The sequence below is a fragment of the Microvirga terrae genome (assembly GCF_013307435.2).
GTDB classification, from domain to species: Bacteria; Pseudomonadota; Alphaproteobacteria; order Rhizobiales; family Beijerinckiaceae; genus Microvirga; species Microvirga terrae.
This window is the reverse complement of record NZ_CP102845.1, coordinates 4,702,065-4,719,911: the sequence shown is the minus strand read 5'-3', so window position 1 is coordinate 4,719,911 and position 17,847 is coordinate 4,702,065. Positions and strand designations below refer to the sequence as shown.

The following is a 17,847-nucleotide window of genomic DNA, read 5'->3' as shown; positions in this document are numbered from 1 at the left end:
TTCAAGAGCCCATGCCCGAAACCCCCGTCTTCTCGACGGCCGCCGTTGCGGCCCCTCACATTCTTGCGGCCGAGACCGGCCAGACCATTCTCGCCGCCGGCGGCAACGCGGTCGAAGCCATGGTGGCCATGGCGGCGACGATCGCCGTGGTCTACCCGCACATGAACGGCCTGGGAGGCGACGGCTTCTGGCTGGTCCGGGAGCCGAAGGGCCGCGTCCACGCCCTCGATGCCTCAGGGCCGGCCGGTTCCCTCGCCACGATCAAGCGGTACCGGGACAAGGGCTACGACGCCGTCCCGCCGCGAGGGGCCGATGCGGCGCTCACGGTGGCCGGGGCGGTGGCCGGATGGGGGCTGGCGCTGGAGCTCGCCAGGGCGCTGGGCGGGACTCTCCCTGTCGACCTCCTGCTGGGCGACGCCATCCGCTTCGCCCGCGACGGCTACCCGGTCTCCCGCTCCGAGGAGTGGTTCAAGACTGGCGAGGAGGCGGCCCTCTACGGGGTTCCCGGTTTCGCCGAAGCCTTCCTGGTCGAAGGCAAGAGAGCGCCGGAGGGCACCCAGAGGCGGACGCCGCGCCTCGCCGACACCCTGGAGCAGCTCGCCCATGCGGGTCTCGGCGATTTCTACCGGGGCGATGTGGGGCGGGAGATCGCCCTGGATCTCGAGCGGATCGGCAGCCCGATCACCCGTAAGGATCTCGAGACCTATCGTGCCCGCGTGGTGGAGCCTCTGTCGGTTCGATTGAATCGCTCCACGATCTACAACCTGCCGCCGCCGAGCCAGGGACTGGCCACCCTGCTGATCCTGGGCATGGTCGAGCGGCTCAAGGGGCTCGGAGGCGAGACGCCTGAACGCCATCACGGGCTCATCGAGGCCTCGAAGCGCGCCTTCTCCCTCCGCGACCGGGTGGTGGCTGACCCGCGGAACCTCGTTCGTGACCCGGCCTCCTTCCTGACGCCCCAGGCGCTGGAACGGGAGGCTGCCCTCATCGACATGACGCGGGCTGCGCCCTTTCCCCTGCCGCGCCCCATCGACGGCGACACGATCTGGATGGGCGCCATCGACCGTGACGGTCTTGCCGTGTCCTATATCCAGTCCGTGTTCTGGGCCTATGGCTCCGGCTGCCTGCTACCGGCGACGGGTGTCCTCTGGCACAACCGCGGCACGGCCTTCTCGCTCGATCCGGCAAGCCGCAACCGTCTGGAGCCCGGCCACCGGCCGCTCCATTCCCTCAATCCGGCCATGGCCGTGTTCGACGACGGGCGAGTGCTGTCCTTCGGCGCGATGGGCGGCGAAACCCAGCCCCAGTTTCTCAGCCAGATCTTCACCCGCTATGCGGATGTCGGCATGAACCTCGCCGACGCGGTGGAAGCGCCCCGCTGGCTGCTGGATGCGAGATTGCGCGAGCGCGAGGTCGTGCTGAAGGTGGAAAGCGGTTTCGATCCCGGCCTGATCCGCGGCCTCTCACGGCTCGGCCATGCCGTCGAAGAGACGGAGGAGGCCTATTCCGGACGCTTCGGTCATGCGGGCATGCTGGTGAAGCACCCGCGCAACGGTCGCGTCGAGGCGGTGCACGATCCGCGCTCCGACGGCGGATCATTGGGACTCTAGCCGCCTGCCCGGAGACCGTAGAGGAGGCTTCCTCCCAGCACCAGCACGAACGCGGCGGCCAGAAGCTCGAGGCCCGCGATGGCGACGGCGCCCGAGGCTCCGCGTCCGCCGGCGATCCTCAGGGCCATGGCCTTGAAGAAGACCGCGAGCGCCGCGATGGCCCCCGTGGTGAGCGCCGTGCCGAGTGCCATGGCGAAGGTCGCCGCGATGCCGGCCACGAAGAGGCCCTGGGACAGGGAAAAGACCAGCACGATGAGGGCGCCCGCGCACGGGCGGATGCCGGCGGCGAGCGCCACGCCGGCCATGTCCCTCCAGCCTGTCAGGCGGCCGAGCTCCTGTGGCGGCGGCATGTGGACATGGTCGCAATCCTCCTGGACGGGCGCATAAGGGTTCCGGGCGAGCGCCATCACGCCGAGAACCTTGCCGGCCTTGCGCCAGGTCATGACGGCGCCGAGCAGGGCGACGGCCAGGAAGCTCGCCACTTCCACGTTCATGGCGAGCCTGTTCATGGTGGACGCCGTGGCGCGCAGCGCGAGGCTTACGACGGCCACGATCGCGATGGCGACCAGCGCCTGCACGAGGGCGGCCGCCAGGCTCAAGAGGAAGCCCTTGCGCAGGGCCTTCTCGTCGGCCACGAGATAGGCCGAGATCACGCCCTTGCCGTGCCCGGGCCCGGCCGCATGGAAGACCCCGTAGGCGAAGCCGACGAGCAGCAGGGAGAACAGGGCGGAGCCGTTCTCCTTCATCGCCCGCACGCCGGCCTGCAGGCTGCCGTAGAAGCCCGACTGCACGGACAGGATCCAGGCCCCGAGACTGCCCGAGGGCGTCGCCTCGCGCAGGCCCATGCCGAAGGGGTTGCGCGGCGGCGCCTTGCCGATCGGACCCAGCCACAGGCCGATCAGCCCCATGGCCAGGGCGACGATCGCCACGGCAGCCAGCGCGAGGCCGAGCCGGCGCCACAACGGCGTCCGGCCCGCGCCAGGAAGGGCAGGGGCGTCCGACGTCAGGGACATGCGATGATGGCCCGGTTGGAATATTCGACCCCGATATCCTGAGGCTGGATCGCGCCTTCGTTCTGCAGGATCTGCTGCATGGAGGCCTCGAGCGGCTTGGCCTTGGCGATGCTCGTCACGCAGCCCTGCGGGGCATTGGCGAGCGACACGGCCGTCTGGCCGTCCGACAGGCTGAAATAGACGAAGAACGTCGGATCCTCGATCTCGATGGACACGGCGCCCGAGGGGAGCGCCGGCGCCTTGAGCGGCAGGAAGAACGACATGGCGACCTGGGTCTTCTCCATGGTCATCCGAGCGTCCCGGGGCGAGTCGAAGCTCTGCGGCTTGCCGCGGGCCTTCAGCACCGTGAAGTAATCGAACTCGTTCAGAGAGGCGGCATTCTCGTTCGCCAGGTCCTGGAGCTCCTCCGGGGAGAGCTTGCCGTCGCCGTTGGTGTCGAGGCCCTGGGTCACGTAGGCCGTGTAGGCCTCGTCGAAGGTCCAGTGATGGCGCACGCCCGTCACCTTCCCATCCGGCGCGAATACGATCTCAGCCTTGGCGGTGACCCAGACATGGGGGTGCGCAAGGGCCGGCGAGGCCGCGCCCAGGACAAGAGCCGCCACGGCGGTTTTCAGACCAAGATGTCGTATCATGCATGGACCCTGGAACAGCGACGCTTCCGGCAGAATCCGGATATCGGGAGCGGTATGCGGGTTTCGTGGTTAACAGAGGCGAAACGAAGGCGCGCCCAGCTGCGCATCGATTGACGGGCTCCGGAAGATATGTCAGCATTACTGACATATCTCACCAGAATAGACCGGAACACCGGCAGCGGAGCCATGGCTCCAGGAGGAAACGGATAATGACCGAAGGTCATGGCGCGCTCCGTCACGTCACGCTCGACGACAAATACGATCTGTCCAAGGATCACGTGTTCATCACCGGCACCCAGGCGGTCATCCGCATGCTGCTCATGCAGCGCGAGCGGGACCGGCTGGCGGGCCTCAGCACGGCCGGCTTCGTGTCCGGCTACCGCGGCTCGCCCATCGGCGGCCTCGACCAGAACCTCTGGCGTGCCCGGAAATGGCTCGAGGCTTCCAACATCGTGTTCCAGCCCGGCCTCAACGAGGAGCTCGCCGCGACGGCGGTCTGGGGCTCGCAGCAGGCGGAAATCCGCGGCGACGGCAAATATGATGGCGTCTTCGGCCTCTGGTACGGCAAGGGGCCGGGCGTCGACCGCTCCGGCGACGTCTTCCGCCACGCCAACATGGCCGGCTCTTCGGGGAACGGCGGCGTGCTCGCTCTGATGGGCGACGATCATACGGCGGAATCCTCCACCGTCGCCCACCAGTCCGAATTCCACTTCGTCGACGTGATGATCCCGATCCTGAACCCGGCGGGCGTTCAGGAGATCCTCGATTACGGCCTCTACGGCTATGCCATGAGCCGCTTCTGCGGCACCTGGGTGGCGTTCAAATGCGTGAAGGACAACATTGAATCGACCGCCTCAGTCGATGCGTCGCTGGACCGGGTGAAGATCGTCATTCCGGATGATTTCACCATGCCGCCGGGCGGCCTCAACATCCGCAACCGGGACGGCGTCCTCGATCAGGAGGCGCGGCTCCAGGACTTCAAGCGCGACGCCATGCTGGCCTTCGTGCGCGCCAACAATCTCAACCGCATCGTCCTGTCCGGCGGCCGCAATCCGAAGATCGGCATCATCACGGTCGGCAAGTCCTATCTCGACGTGCGCCAAGCCCTCGACGAGCTCGGCCTCGATGAGGTCAAGGCGAACGACATGGGGCTTCGCCTCTACAAGGTCGCGTGCCCCTGGCCTCTCTCGCAGCGCGAGCTCGTGGATTTCGCGCGCGGCCTCGACAAGGTGATCGTCGTCGAGGAGAAGCGCTCCCTCATCGAGGTGCAGCTGCGCGAGGAGCTCTACGGTACGGCCAATCAGCCGCTCTGCATCGGCAAGAAGGACGAGGAGGGCCGCTGGCTCTTCCCGGTGAAGGGCGCGCTCGATCCCAACGACATCGCCGTCGTCATCGGCGAGCGGCTGCTCGCCTATCACAACAACGACGACCTGCGCGGCCGCGTAGCCCGCCTTCGCCATGCGCAGGACGTGCTGGCGACGACCGGCGACGTGGCGACCCGCGTGCCGCATTTCTGCTCCGGCTGCCCGCACAACTCGTCCACCAAAGTGCCGGAGGGCATGCGCGCCTATGCGGGCATCGGCTGCCACTACATGGTGCAATGGATGGACCGATCCACCGAGGGGTTCACCCAGATGGGCGGCGAGGGTGCGAACTGGATCGGCGAGGCGCCGTTCTCCAAGCGCGGCCACGTGTTCCAGAACCTCGGCGACGGCACCTACAACCATTCGGGCATCCTGGCCCTGCGCTGGGCGATCCACACCAGGACCCACGTCACCTACAAGATCCTCTTCAACGATGCGGTCGCCATGACCGGCGGTCAGCAGCACGAGGGCGGGCTCACCGTCGACATGATCGCCCGTCAGGTGCGCGAGGAGGGCGTGGAGCGCATCGCCCTCGTGACCGACGAGCCGCACAAGTATCCGAAGGAGATCCGCTGGCCGGCGGGCATGACGATCCATCACCGCACCGAACTCGACGCGGTGCAGCGCCAGCTCGCCGAAGTGCCCGGCGTGACGGTGATGATCTACGATCAGACCTGCGCGTCCGAGAAGCGCCGCCGCCGGAAGCGCGGCGAGTTCCCGGATCCGGACAAGCGCGTGATCATCAACGATCTCGTCTGCGAGGCCTGCGGCGACTGCTCGGTGCAGTCGAACTGCGTCGCCGTGCAGCCGGTGGAGACCGAATTCGGCCGCAAGCGCCAGATCGACCAGTCGAACTGCAACAAGGACTTCTCCTGCGTGCAGGGCTTCTGTCCGTCCTTCGTGACCGTGCATGGCGCCAAGATCCGGAAGGCCGTACCCGAGGCCGCCGCGGCGGACGGCATGACGTTCAAGCCGCTGCCGGATCCAGCCATCCCGGCCATCGACCGCACCTTCAACGTGATCGTGACGGGCGTCGGCGGCACGGGTGTCGTAACCATCGGGGCGATTCTCGGCATGGCCGCCCATCTCGAGGGCAAGGGGCTGGGCATGATCGACATGGCGGGTCTCGCCCAGAAGGGCGGCGCGGTCTACAGCCATGTGCGGCTCGCCAACCGCCAGGACGACATCCATGCCATCCGGGTCAGCGCGGAATCGGCCCATCTCGTGCTCGGCTGCGACCTCGTGGTGACAGGGACCAAGAAGGTGCTGGCCTCCGTGAAGGAGGGACAGACCGCGCTTGTCGTGAACACGGCAGAGGTCATGCCGGGCGAGTTCACCCGCAATGCGGATTTCTCCCTGCCGACCGAACGCCTGAAGCGGGCGATCAAGTCGGCGGCCGGCCAGGAGGGCGTGTCCTTCGTCGATGCGACGGCGATCGCCACCGCGCTCCTCGGCAATGCCATCGCGGCCAACATGTTCATGCTGGGCTATGCCTATCAGACCGGCCGCATTCCGCTCTCGGGGGCCGCCATCGAGAAGGCGATCGAGCTCAACGGCGAGGCGGTGAAGATGAATCTTTCCGCCTTCACCTGGGGGCGCCGCGCAGCCGCCGAGCCGGAGCTGATCGCCGCCATGATGAGCGAGCTCAAGGCCCCGACGGAATCGCTCAAGCTGTCCGAGACGCTGGATGAGGTGATCGAGCGGCGGGTGGCGTTCCTCACCGCGTACCAGAGCGGGCGATACGCCGGCCGCTACCGCGTTCTCGTGGAGCGCGCGCGCGCGGCCGAGGAGCGGGCGGTGCCGGGCTCGACCGCGCTGACCGACGCGGTGGCGCGCTCGCTGTTCAAGCTCATGGCCTACAAGGACGAGTACGAGGTCGCGCGTCTCTACACGAACGGCCATTTCGAGAAGCAGGTCGCGTCCACGTTCGAGGGCGAGAACCTGGCTTATGAGTTCCACATGGCCCCGCCGATCCTCGCCAAGAAGGATCCGGTCACGGGCCTGCCCCGCAAGATGAGCTTCGGGCCTTGGATGCTCAAGGCCATGGGCGCTCTGGCCAGGTTCAGGGCGCTGCGCGGCACGCCGCTCGACGTCTTCGGCTACACCCACGAGCGCCGCACCGAGCGCCAGCTCATCCGCGAGTTCGAGGGCCGGATCGAAGAGATCACCGCGAAGCTCGATGCCGGCAATCATGCCGTGGCGATCGCGCTCGCCGGCATCCCGCAGAAGATCCGCGGCTTCGGCCACGTCAAGGAGCGGAACCTGACAGCCGCCAGGGCCGAGGAGGCCGATCTTCTCGCCAAGTTCCGCGCAGGTCCGCAAACCCTGCCGATCGCCGCGGAATAGATGTCCTTCGGCTCCGGCGGATCCGCCGGAGCCGACCCCTCATGGAACATCGGGCAGGTGCCCGGCTTGACGTCTCGGGCCGGGCGCCTTGCGCTCGCACGGGCGACGCAGCCGGCGCATGATGGAGGTCAGCCATGGGAGCAACCGGAGCCGACCGGCGCCTGCGATGGTCAGGCTGTCTGCTCGGGTTTGCCCTCGGCGGGTTCTTCGACGGCATCCTGCTGCACCAGATCCTGCAGTGGCATCATCTTCTCAGCGCCATCGACCCGGACAACGCGCGGTTCCAGGTTGCCGCGGACGGGTACTTCCATGCGCTCATGTACGTCATCGCGGCGGCGGGCCTCTGGATGCTGGCGACATCGAAACGGGTATCCGTCCGCCTCCTGCTGGCCGGCATGCTGATCGGATTCGGCCTGTGGCACGGGGTCGATGCGGTCCTGTCCCATTGGACGCTCGGCATCCATCGCATCCGCATGGACAGCGCCCATCCGCTGGCCTGGGATCTCGGATGGTTCGGGGCCTTCGGTCTCGTGCCCATGATGGCCGGATGGGTGATGTGGCGCAGGTCCGGCCAGGACGGAGACGGCGGACTGCGCTCCGCCACGACGGCGCGCCTCATGGTCGCTCTTCTCGTTGCCGCGGCAGGCTACCAGGCCCTCCGACCGCAGGGCGGCGCGTTCACGACGGCGCTGTTCGCGCCCGGAACCGACCAGGCGCATGTGATGAGAGCCGTCGCTTCCGTCGGCGGGGAGCTCGTCTGGACGGACCGGACCGGCGAGCTCGTGATGATCCGCCTCGCCGGCGCGGCCTCCGGGTGGAGGCTGTTTCGCGAAGGCGCCATCCTGGTCAGCGGGGCGGGTCTGCCCCCTGGATGCTTCGGCAATCTGCGCACCTGAGCGGCGCATTCCGGAAAAGACCACGAAGGGACAGCGAGGGCCGCCCCTTCCTGCTGTCGTCGGCCCCGGGGCTCAGCCGCGTGTCGCCTGTGCGGCCTCGACGAAGCTCTTCGCGACCTTCGGCACATTCGCCTCGTTGAGACCCGCCACGCACATGCGGCCCGATCCCACGAGGTAGACGCCGTCCCGCTCGCGCATGGCGCGAACCTGCGCCTCGCTCAGGCCCGTGTAGCTGAACATGCCGCGCTGGTTGAGCAGGAAGCCCACGTCGACTTCGTTCGACAGGGCGCGGATCTCGTCGGCGAGGCGCTTGCGCATGGCGTCCATGCGGGTGCGCATCGTCCCGACCTCGCCGGCCCACTGGGCCCGAAGGTCGTCGTTGCCGAGCACGGTCGCCACGAGAAGCCCACCCGTCATCGGCGGGCTCGAATAGCTGCGGCGCACGGCGAGCTTCAGCTGCCCGAGCACGCGCTCGGCCTCGTCGGCATCGCGGCAGACGACGCTCAGGCCGCCGCAGCGCTCGCCGTAGAGCGAGAAGTTCTTCGAGAAGGAATTGGCCACGAGGCAGCTCGCGCGCTCCGCGTAGCGCCGCACGAAGGCCGCGTCCTCGTCGAGGCCGTTGCCGAAGCCCTGGTAGGCCATGTCGAACACCACGATGTGGCGCTTGGCGATCAGCACGTCGGTAACGGCGTCCTGCTGGCGCTCGTCGAGGTCGACACCGGTGGGGTTGTGGCAGACGGGCTGCAGCACGACGATGGAGCCATTCTCCGCCGCCTCGAGCGCCTTGATCATGCCGTCGAAATCCACGGACCGGCTGGCGCTGTCCCAATAGGGATAGGTGGCCGTCTCGAAGCCCGCGCGCTGGAACAGGCCGTGATGGTTCTCCCAGGTCGGATCGCTGACGAGCACGGTGCGGCCCGGGGTGTGCTTGGCCAGGAAGTCGGCCGCGATGCCCACCGCGCCAGTGCCGCCGAGGGTCTGGATGGTGGCGACGCGCCGGTCAGCCACCGCCGGATGACCGGCGCCAAAGACGAGCTTCTGAACGCCCTCGCGATAGATCGCGTGCCCTTCCATGGGCAGGTATGGGCGCCCGGCGAACCCGACGCGCTCGTGGCCGGCCTTGACCGCGCCCAGCACCGGAATGCGGCCATTTTCGTCCGTGTAGACGCCGATGCTGAGATTGACCTTCTCGGACCTGGGATCCGCCTTGAAACTGTCGTTGAGCGAAAGGATCGGGTCGCCGGCGAAGGGCTCGACCTGTCCAAACAGGGGTTCCGTCATGATCATCTCCAAGCCTGTCGCGGCGGGCAGCCGGCGACTGCGTCGTTGCGCGTGAGGCGAGACCTATCCCTTGCAATGGTCTCTCGGCAAGCGCCTTCGTCGAGCCTCATGTGTCCAGCCGCCAATCCACCGGCTCCAGTCCCTTCTCGGCGAGCCAGGCATTGGCGCGGCTGAAGGGCCTCGTGCCTCTGAAGTCGTTGAGCCGGTTGAGCGGGGAGGGGTGCCCCGCCTCGATCACGAGGTGCTTCGTCCGGTCGACCAGCGCGGCCCGCTTGCGGGCCGGGCCGCCCCAGAGCAGGAAGACGACGGCGGGCTGCTGCGCCGAGATGGCCGAAATGGCCTGATCCACCAGGGCGGACCAGCCGAATTTCATATGCGCGCCCGATTGCCCGGCCTCGACCGTCAGCGCCGTGTTGATGAGCAGCACGCCCTGCTGCGCCCATTTCGACAGGTCGCCCGATTTCGGCATCGGTACGCCCAGGTCCTCCGCCATCTCGGCCAGGATGGTGCGCAGGGAGGCCGGCAGCCTCCGGGAGCCGCGATAGGAGAAGGCGAGGCCGTGGGAATCGCCCGGTGTCGGGTAAGGATCCTGGCCGAGCACGACCACCTTGACCCGGTCGAGAGGCGTCAGGGAGATGCTGGTGAACACGGCCTCGGGCGGAGGCAGCACCTGCGCGCCGGACGCGATGACGGCATCGACCTTGGCGGCGACGGCCTCGGCGCTTCCATCCTGGAAAAAAGGCAGTCGAAGCCATCCGGCGGCCCGGGGCTTGGCGCGGAATTCGGCAAGGGCTTGGCTGATGGGTCCGGTCATGGGAGGGCGCATCTTTCTGAAGGGCGAGCATGGTTGCTGGGCCGGCCAGCCGAGGCGGCGGCGATCGATGAAAAAGGCATCAGCCGTGCCGCGGAACCGGGCGCCGAGGCCGTCGACAGGATGTTACTTCTGTGACACGTTGCCGGTCTAGGTTCCAGGGCCGTGAGCCATGGTTCCAACCTTCTACGAGGACCTTCATGATGTTTCAGAGCCGCCCTTCCGCTGCGTTTCGCGCCGGGTTTCTCGGATTGTCCATGCTTCTGTCGGGCACGGCCCTGGCGCAGGAGGCCGTGACCATCCGCTTCGTTCAGACCAACGATATCGACCGCATGAGCCCGGAGAAGGGTCGTGGCGGCTTCGCCAAGCTCGCCACCGTGATCAAGGAGGAGAAGGCCAAGGGGAATGCCTTCTTCATCCATGCGGGCGACACCATCTCCCCGTCGCTCCTGTCGGGCTTCGACAAGGGTGCCCACGTCATCGACATCCTGAACCGGATGGGCGTCGACGCCATGACGCCGGGCAACCACGAATTCGACCTCGGCGACGCTGCCTTCCGGGCCCGCATGGCGGAGGCCAAGTTCGACGTGCTCGCCACCAACATCGTCGACGGCAACGGCCTTCCGGCCAACACCAAGCCCGACAAGATGATCGACGTGCAGGGCGTGAAGGTCGGCTTCTTCGGCCTCACCACGGAAGATACCCCGATCGCCTCGAGCCCCGGCACCATCAAGTTCTCCTCCACCATCGACACGGCCCGTGCCAAGGCCAAGGAGCTGCGCGAGAAGGGGGCCGACATCGTCGTGGCAGTTGCCCACACCCCTCTCGAGGTGGATATGATCATCGCCCGTTCGGCCGGGGTCGACGTGATCATCGGCGGCCATGACGAGCACCTCCTGGCCTTCTACGACGGCAAGGTCGCGCTGACCGAGTCGGAATCGCAGGGCAACTACGTCGTCGTGACGGAGCTCGCCGTGACGAAGGCCACCAAGGACGGCAAGACCACCGTCACCTGGACGCCCAATTTCCGCATCGTCGACAGCGCCACGGTGAAGCCCGATCCGGAGATCGAGGCCGTGGTGAAGGGCTACGAGGACAAGCTTTCCAAGGAACTCGACGTCGAGATCGGCATGACGGAAACGCCCCTCGACAGCCGCCGCGCCACGGTCCGCGGGGGCGAGGCCGCCATGGGCAATCTCGTGGCCGACGCACTCAAGGCCTCGGTCGGCGCCGACGTGGCCATCACCAACGGCGGCGGCCTGCGCGCCGACAAGCAGTACGAGGCCGGCCAGAAGCTGACCCGCCGCCATATCCTGGCCGAGATGCCCTTCGGCAACACCACGGTGCTGCTCGAGGTCACCGGAGCCCAGATCAAGACGGCGCTCGAGAACGGCGTCAGCCAAGTGCGCGAGCTCGGCGGCCGCTTCCCGCAGGTTTCCGGCATCGTGGCGGAAGTCGACGTGAAGGAGCCGGTCGGCAGCCGGGTGAAGTCGGTCAAGATCAACGGCGAGCCGCTCGATCCCGCCAAGACCTACAAGCTGGCCACCAACGACTTCATGGCCCGCGGCGGCGACGGCTACCGCGTGTTCACGGAAGCCAAGTCGCTGGTCGATGTCTCGGCGAGCCAGCTGATGGCCACGCAGGTGATCGACTACGTGGCCAAGACCGGAAAAGTGTCGCCGAAGGTCGAGGGCCGCGTCGTCCTGCGCTGACCGCATCGGTCGGCGATCATTGCTGCGCCGGGGTTCCTGCGAACTCCGGCGTTTTTCGTGGAACAGTGTAGCGGACGTGACGTTCGGGCGCATTTGTCGCCGATCTGCGGCGCGATAGTTCGCCTGCCTCTGGTCAACCGGAAAGCGAGACGTAAATTCCCTCTCCATCAAAGGCGTTTGCTGTGCCATTCTGGCCGCGCAACGGCGAATCTCCCACACTAAAGTGATCTCCCCTTGCAGTATTACACGCGCCCTGAATCGATGAGCCTGTCCCAGAAGCGGCGTCGCCGTTCCCTTGCGCGCGGGCGTCTCACTCTGTTCATGGGCCTGTTCGGTGTCGCGTTCATTCTCCTGACCTTCGGCTACATCGCCTGGGAACAGCGCAACCGCCTGATCCAGCGCAACGAGGACGACCTTCGAAACGCGGCCTTCTTTCTGGCCGATCATACGGCCCGACTCCTGGAGGTGACGGATCTGACGCTGAAGCAGACCACCGCCCTCATGCAGGGACAGAGCTGGGATCAGGTGGAAGGCTCGACGGTCTTGTGGCAGCAGATCCACGCGGTTCAGGAGGCGTTACCCTATATCGAGGACGTGTGGCTCAACGACTCGAGCGGACGACTGCGCCTGACGTCGGCGCAATTCCCGGCCCCGAAAACGAATCTGTCCGGAAGGGACGTCTTCAATGCGCAGATTGCCGCCGATCAGGGCTTGTTCATTGGGGAGCCGATCCTGGGTCGGGTCACGAAGACACCGACATTCATGATCAGCCGCCGTCTCCAAGCCGGCAGCGCGGAATTCGGCGGCACCGCGGCGGTCACCGTCTCCCTGTCCTATTTCTACGATTACTGGTCGAAGATCCGACTGCCGAAGGGCAGCCGGGTCGCCCTGTTGCGCGCCTCCGATGCCACGGTCATCGCGCAGCATCCTCCGCCGCCCGATGGCCTCTCCTTCGCGCCCATCGACAAGGCGGCGTTCGACACGGCGCTCGCTTCGGCGAACCGGGCCGGGCTCTATTCCTTCATCAGCATGAACCAGGAGCGTGTCGGAGCCTATCGCCAGGTCGGCGCAATGCCGCTCTACATCAATGTCAGCATGCCGGAGGATGCGTACTGGACGCCCTGGTTCGTCCAGACCCGACTCTATGGGGCCTTCGCACTGATCGCCCTTCTGGCGCTGCTCGCGCTCACGGTGCTGGCGTCCGAGCAGTTCCAGGAGCAGGCCGCCAACGCGGCGCTGCTCGAGCGGCAGGTGGCGCTGCGGACAAGCGAATTGCGGACGGAAACCGCGGCCCTGGAAGTCCTCAACCGTACGGGCAGCGTGCTTGCGGCCGAACTCGATCTCGACCGCATCATCGAGAGCGTCGTCGATGCCGGGATCGAGCTGACCGACGCACAGTTCGGTGCCTTTTTTTGCGGCGCATCCCAGGAGGGAAGCGAGCATTACGGCAAGTTCGAGCCCGCCGGGCTCCGCGACGCCTTTGCCCTCGTGAACATCTGGGAGATCTGCGCTCCGGCGTTCCGGGAGGGCAGGACGGTTCGTCTTGACAATATCGCCGTGGAGCAGGGGCACGACGGCACGCCCTTCACGATGGATGCGACGGCGGACGCGCCCGTGATCCGCAGCATCCTGGCCGTGCCGGTGGTTCTGCGGACAGGGGACGTCCACGGCATTCTCGTCTTCGGGCACGAGAGGGCGGGCATGTTCAATCGCCGCTCCGAGCGCCTTCTGGCCGGTCTGACCGCCCAGGCGGCCATCGCGCTCGAGAACAGCCGCCTCTACCGCAATGCTCAGGGCGAGATCGAGGAGCGTAAGCAGGCGCAGACGCAGCAATCCCTGCTGATCCGCGAACTCCATCACCGGGTGAAGAACACCCTGGCCACGGTCCAGGCGGTGGTGGGCGCGACCGCGCGCTCCGCCCTGAGCATCGACGATTTCTATCAGGCCTTCGTCGGGCGCATCATCTCGCTCGCCAACACGCATTCCCTGCTGACCGAAGCCGTGTGGCAGACCGCGTCCCTGCGCGAGATCCTGGAGAAGGAGCTTCGGCCCTACAACGACACCCGGGGCGAGAGAATCGTTCTCGACGGTCCTGCCGTTGATCTGCCCTCCGAGGCGGCCGTACCCATCGGCATGGCGATCCACGAACTGACGACCAACGCGGCGAAATACGGAGCGCTGTCGGTCCCCGGCGGTCACGTGGCCATCTCGTGGGAAGCGGAGCCGGCGGAGGACGGGACCCGGCTCAGGCTCACCTGGGAAGAGCGGGGAGGCCCGGCCGTGTCGGCCCCCACCCGACAGGGATTCGGCTCGCGCCTGCTGCACCGGGTGCTGGCCACGCAGCTCAACGCCAAGGTGGAAACCGATTTCAATCCGACGGGATTGCGCGTTGCCATCGACGCCGTGCTCAAGCAGGCGCGGTTTCCGGAAATGGGCGTCTGACCCAGCTGGCGTGCAAAGCCTGTTTGCAGCCGATCCCGACGATGCGATCAGGCGTCCTGTTGGCGGAACAGCCTGAAACTTCTATCTAAGCGGCAGCGAAAGCGGGATTCGTGTCTCGGATCCCGCGGCCAAGGGGCTATTCATGAACGAGAGTGTGAGTCTGACCGATCTTCGCCAGGGCGTGCGCCCGGTGGACCACCCGGCCGTACGAACCGGGCGGATCGGCGTGCTTCTGATGAACCTTGGCACGCCCGAGGGCACCAGCTACTGGCCCATGCGCGCCTATCTGAAGGAGTTCCTGTCGGACCGGCGCGTGATCGAGACGCCCCGTCTCCTGTGGTGGCCGATCCTCAACCTGATCATCCTCACCAAGCGCCCCGGCCCCAAGGGCCGCGACTACGCCACGATCTGGAACAACGAGCGCGACGAGGGCCCGCTCAAGACCATCACGCGCAACCAGGCGGAGAAGGTCACCGATCACCTGAAAAGCGTTGCGGGCGACAGGATCACGGTCGATTGGGCCATGCGCTACGGCAAGCCGGAGGTTCGCGAGCGCATTCAAGCCCTGCTCGACCAGGGCTGCGACCGCATCCTCCTGGTGCCGCTCTACCCGCAATATGCGGCCGCCACTTCGGCGACGGCCTGCGACCAAGCCTTCCGGGCGCTGATGGACATGCGCTGGCAGCCGAGCGTGCGGGTCTCGCCGCCCTACCACGACGATCCCGTCTATATCGATTCGGTCGTGGCCTCGATGAAGAAGGAGCTGGCGAAGCTCACCTTCGAGCCGGAAGTGATTCTCGTGTCGTTCCATGGCGTGCCCAAGGAATACCTGCTGAAAGGCGACCCCTATCACTGCCAGTGCGTGAAGACCTGGCGCCTGATGCGGGAGGCCTTCGGATGGTCGCCGGACCGGTTCCGCATGAGCTTCCAATCCCGCTTCGGCACGGCGGAATGGCTCCAGCCCTATACGGACAAGACCGTGGAGGCGCTCGCCAAAAGCGGCGTGAAGCGCATGGCCATCGTGGCTCCCGGTTTCTCGGCCGATTGCCTGGAGACCCTGGAAGAGCTCAATGGCGAGAACCGCGAGATCTTCATGCACAACGGCGGCGAGGAATTCGCCTATCTGCCCTGCCTGAACGACAGCGACGACGGCATGCGGGTCATCAACCACATCGTCGAGCGCGAGCTGCAAGGCTGGATCTAGGACTCCAAGCCTCTTTGCGCTAGCGTGAGCCCTCTGCAACGAGGTTGCCCGGGGGGCTCATGCTGCTGAGTGGTTTCGACATCTTCGTCATCGTTCTGGTGCTCGTCGTCGTGGTGACGATCGCCATGGGCATCAGGACGGTTCCTCAGGGCTATGCCTATACGGTCGAGCGGTTCGGGCGCTATTCGCGCACGCTCACCCCGGGCCTCGGCCTGATCGTGCCCTATATCGATCAGATCGGGAAAAAGGTGAACGTCATGGAGCAGGTGCTCGACGTTCCGAGCCAGGAGGCCTTCACCCGGGACAATGCCGGCGTGACCATCGATGCCGCGGCCTTCTATCAGGTGCTCGACGCCGCGAAGGCTTCCTATGAGGTGGCCGATCTGAACCAGGCGCTCCTGGTCCTGACCATGACCAACATCCGCACGGTCGTGGGGTCCATGGATCTCGATCAGCTTCTCTCCCATCGCGACGAGATCAACGAGCGGCTCCTGCGGGTCGTCGATGCCGCAGCCTCCCCCTGGGGGGCCAAGGTCACCCGGGTCGAGATCAAGGACATCCTCCCGCCTCAGGATCTCGCCGGCGCCATGGCGCGGCAGATGAAGGCGGAGCGCGAGAAGCGCGCCGCCGTGCTCGAGGCGGAGGGTCTGCGGCAGGCGGAAATCCTGCGGGCCGAAGGTCAGAAGCAATCGCAGATCCTCGCGGCCGAAGGCCGGAAGGAAGCGGCGTTCCGCGACGCGGAGGCCCGCGAGCGGCAGGCGGAGGCCGAGGCCAAGGCCACCGGAATGGTCAGCGAGGCCATCACCCGGGGCGATCTCGCCGCCGCCAACTTCATCGTGGCGGAGAAATACATCGACGCGATCCGCGCGCTGGCCTCGGCGCCGAACCAGAAGGTGGTGATCGTGCCCATCGAGGCGGCGGGTCTTGCCGGAACCCTCGGAGGTATCGCGGAATTCACCAGATCGGTCTTCGGCGAGGGCGGGGCCGGCGTTAAGCCTGTCCGCAGCGTCCCGGTCGCGGGTGGAGCAGAGCGCTCATGATCGCCGATGCGTTCATCGGCCTCGGGGCCTGGGCGTGGATCATCCTCGGTGTCGTCCTGATCGGAATCGAGCTTCTCGCTCCGGGCTCGTTCTTCCTGTGGCTCGGTCTAGCGGCCGTCGCCACGGGACTGCTGGATGCGGTGCTCGGCCTGTCCTGGCAGGCCGCGGCGCTCCTCTTCGCGCTCCTGTCCGTCGGAGCGGTGATCCTGGGGCGGTACGTCACCCGCTCGAAGACGCAGCCGGACGCCGCGGCCGCGCCGCTGAATCAGCGCGGCCAATCCCTCGTCGGGCGGGTCTTCACCCTCGAGACGCCGATTAAGGACGGCGAGGGTCGGATCCGGGTGGACGACAGCTCCTGGCGGGTGACCGGCGCCGACCGATTCGCCGGCGCCAAGGTCCGCGTCGTGCGGGTCGAGGGAGCGACGCTCGTGGTCGACGATCCCTGATCAGGCCGCGCCTGCGCGCAGCAGGTCGAGGTAGTGCACGAGGCCCACGGGGCGGTTGTTCTCGACCACGATCAACGCGGTGATCCGGGACGCCTCCTCCATCTCGAGAGCCGTCGCCACGAGGGCGTCCGGAGCGATCGTGCGGGGCGTCTTGGTCATGATCGCCGTCACCGGCAGGGTCATCAGGTCCGGTTTCAGGTTGCGGCGCAGGTCGCCATCGGTGACGATGCCCGCGAGGGTGCCGTCGCCGTTGACCACGATCACGGCCCCGAAGCCTTTGCGGCCGATCTCGCCGATCGCCTCGTCCATGCGTGCCCCGACGCCGACGACCGGCAGGCGCTCGTCCTTGTGCATGATGTCGCGCACCAGCTTGAGCCGGGCGCCGAGCTTGCCGCCGGGGTGGAATACCTTGAAGTGCTCCGCCGTGAAGCCGCGTTTCTCCAGAAGGGCGACCGCGAGGGCATCTCCGAGGGCGAGCTGGATGGTGGTCGAGGTGGTGGGCGCCAGCCCGTTGGGGCAGGCTTCCTTGGCCTTGGGCAGGGTGAGGCAGATGTCGGCGGCACGCCCAAGCGTCGATTCAGCGCTCGACGTGAGAGCGATCAGCGGCACCCGGAAGCGCCGAGAATAGCCGATGATGTCGGCGAGTTCCGCAGTCTCTCCCGACCAGGACAGGGCGATGATCACGTCGTCCGTCTGGATCATGCCCAGGTCGCCGTGGCTCGCCTCCGCGGGATGGACGTAATGGGCCGGGGTCCCGGTCGACGCGAACGTGGCGGTGATCTTGCGGCCCACATGGCCGGACTTGCCCATGCCGGTCACGATGACACGGCCTTTGGCGTCGGCCAACGTTTCGACCGCGGCCGTGAAGAGCGGGCCGAGGCCGTTGCCGATGGCCTCCATCAGGATCGTCAGGCCGTCCCGCTCGGTTTCGAGCGTGCGCAGGGCCGAGGCGACGGCCGGATCGGGAGAATGGGGGGCTGGTCTTGCAAGTGCCATGCCCGCCCTCTAACACAGAGGGGCGGGCATGAGGAACCCTCGGCGGGTCTTCGC

At 67.0% G+C, this 17,847-nt stretch carries 13 protein-coding genes; 8 read left to right on the top strand and 5 right to left on the bottom strand.

Annotated features, from left to right (window positions below):
- Nucleotides 1–11: 11 nt before the first annotated feature.
- Nucleotides 12–1,610, top strand: coding sequence for a gamma-glutamyltransferase family protein (locus tag HPT29_RS22155; protein WP_173946060.1), 1,599 nt, complete (start codon nt 12–14; stop codon nt 1,608–1,610).
- Here the strand turns inward: HPT29_RS22155 and HPT29_RS22150 are convergent.
- Both HPT29_RS22150 and HPT29_RS22145 read right to left on the bottom strand, forming a co-directional pair.
- Nucleotides 1,607–2,623, bottom strand: a complete 1,017-nt coding sequence (locus HPT29_RS22150; protein ID WP_173946061.1) for a nickel/cobalt transporter — start codon at nt 2,621–2,623, stop codon at nt 1,607–1,609. The two genes, HPT29_RS22155 and HPT29_RS22150, sit on opposite strands and share 4 nt — an antisense overlap.
- Nucleotides 2,614–3,255 (bottom strand): DUF1007 family protein, encoded by a 642-nt coding sequence (locus HPT29_RS22145; protein ID WP_173946062.1) that lies wholly within the window; start codon nt 3,253–3,255, stop codon nt 2,614–2,616. The genes HPT29_RS22150 and HPT29_RS22145 overlap by 10 nt, the downstream gene beginning before the upstream one ends.
- Before the next feature lie 209 nt (nt 3,256–3,464).
- Here HPT29_RS22145 and HPT29_RS22140 point away from each other — a divergent pair, with 209 nt between their 5' ends.
- Both HPT29_RS22140 and HPT29_RS22135 read left to right on the top strand, forming a co-directional pair.
- Nucleotides 3,465–6,965, top strand: a complete 3,501-nt coding sequence (locus HPT29_RS22140) for an indolepyruvate ferredoxin oxidoreductase family protein (RefSeq protein ID WP_173946063.1) — start codon at nt 3,465–3,467, stop codon at nt 6,963–6,965.
- A gap of 134 nt (nt 6,966–7,099) precedes the next feature.
- Nucleotides 7,100–7,861, top strand: coding sequence for a DUF2243 domain-containing protein (locus tag HPT29_RS22135; RefSeq protein ID WP_173946064.1), 762 nt, complete (start codon nt 7,100–7,102; stop codon nt 7,859–7,861).
- Between the two features lie 72 nt (nt 7,862–7,933).
- On the opposite strand, the gene HPT29_RS22130 is transcribed toward HPT29_RS22135, so the two are convergent.
- Together HPT29_RS22130 and ung are read right to left on the bottom strand one after the other, a co-directional pair.
- Entirely contained in the window at nt 7,934–9,142 is a 1,209-nt protein-coding gene (locus HPT29_RS22130) for an amino acid aminotransferase (protein WP_259060269.1), read from the bottom strand.
- A 106-nt stretch (nt 9,143–9,248) separates the two neighbouring features.
- Nucleotides 9,249–9,956 carry a uracil-DNA glycosylase gene (gene ung, locus HPT29_RS22125; protein WP_173946065.1) on the bottom strand — a complete coding sequence of 236 codons (708 nt, stop codon included), beginning with the start codon at nt 9,954–9,956 and terminating at the stop codon, nt 9,249–9,251.
- A 197-nt stretch (nt 9,957–10,153) separates the two neighbouring features.
- Between ung and HPT29_RS22120 the strand changes: the two genes are divergently transcribed.
- The 5 genes from HPT29_RS22120 (at nt 10,154) to HPT29_RS22100 (ending at nt 16,797) form a co-directional block, all read left to right on the top strand.
- Entirely contained in the window at nt 10,154–11,665 is a 1,512-nt protein-coding gene (locus HPT29_RS22120) for a bifunctional metallophosphatase/5'-nucleotidase (RefSeq protein ID WP_259060268.1), read from the top strand.
- Between the two features lie 234 nt (nt 11,666–11,899).
- On the top strand, nt 11,900–14,107 hold the full coding sequence (locus tag HPT29_RS22115; protein WP_210271972.1) for a sensor histidine kinase: 2,208 nt from the start codon (nt 11,900–11,902) through the stop codon (nt 14,105–14,107).
- A 142-nt stretch (nt 14,108–14,249) separates the two neighbouring features.
- Nucleotides 14,250–15,311 carry a ferrochelatase gene (hemH, locus tag HPT29_RS22110; protein WP_173946067.1) on the top strand — a complete coding sequence of 354 codons (1,062 nt, stop codon included), beginning with the start codon at nt 14,250–14,252 and terminating at the stop codon, nt 15,309–15,311.
- Nucleotides 15,312–15,370: 59 nt separating this feature from the next.
- Nucleotides 15,371–16,351: an SPFH domain-containing protein gene (locus tag HPT29_RS22105; protein WP_173946068.1), complete on the top strand. Its 981-nt coding sequence runs from the start codon at nt 15,371–15,373 to the stop codon at nt 16,349–16,351.
- Entirely contained in the window at nt 16,348–16,797 is a 450-nt protein-coding gene (locus HPT29_RS22100) for an NfeD family protein (RefSeq protein ID WP_173946069.1), read from the top strand. Before HPT29_RS22105 ends, HPT29_RS22100 begins: the two co-directional genes overlap by 4 nt.
- On the opposite strand, the gene HPT29_RS22095 is transcribed toward HPT29_RS22100, so the two are convergent.
- Nucleotides 16,798–17,793: a KpsF/GutQ family sugar-phosphate isomerase gene (locus HPT29_RS22095; protein WP_173946070.1), complete on the bottom strand. Its 996-nt coding sequence runs from the start codon at nt 17,791–17,793 to the stop codon at nt 16,798–16,800.
- Nucleotides 17,794–17,847 lie beyond the last annotated feature (54 nt).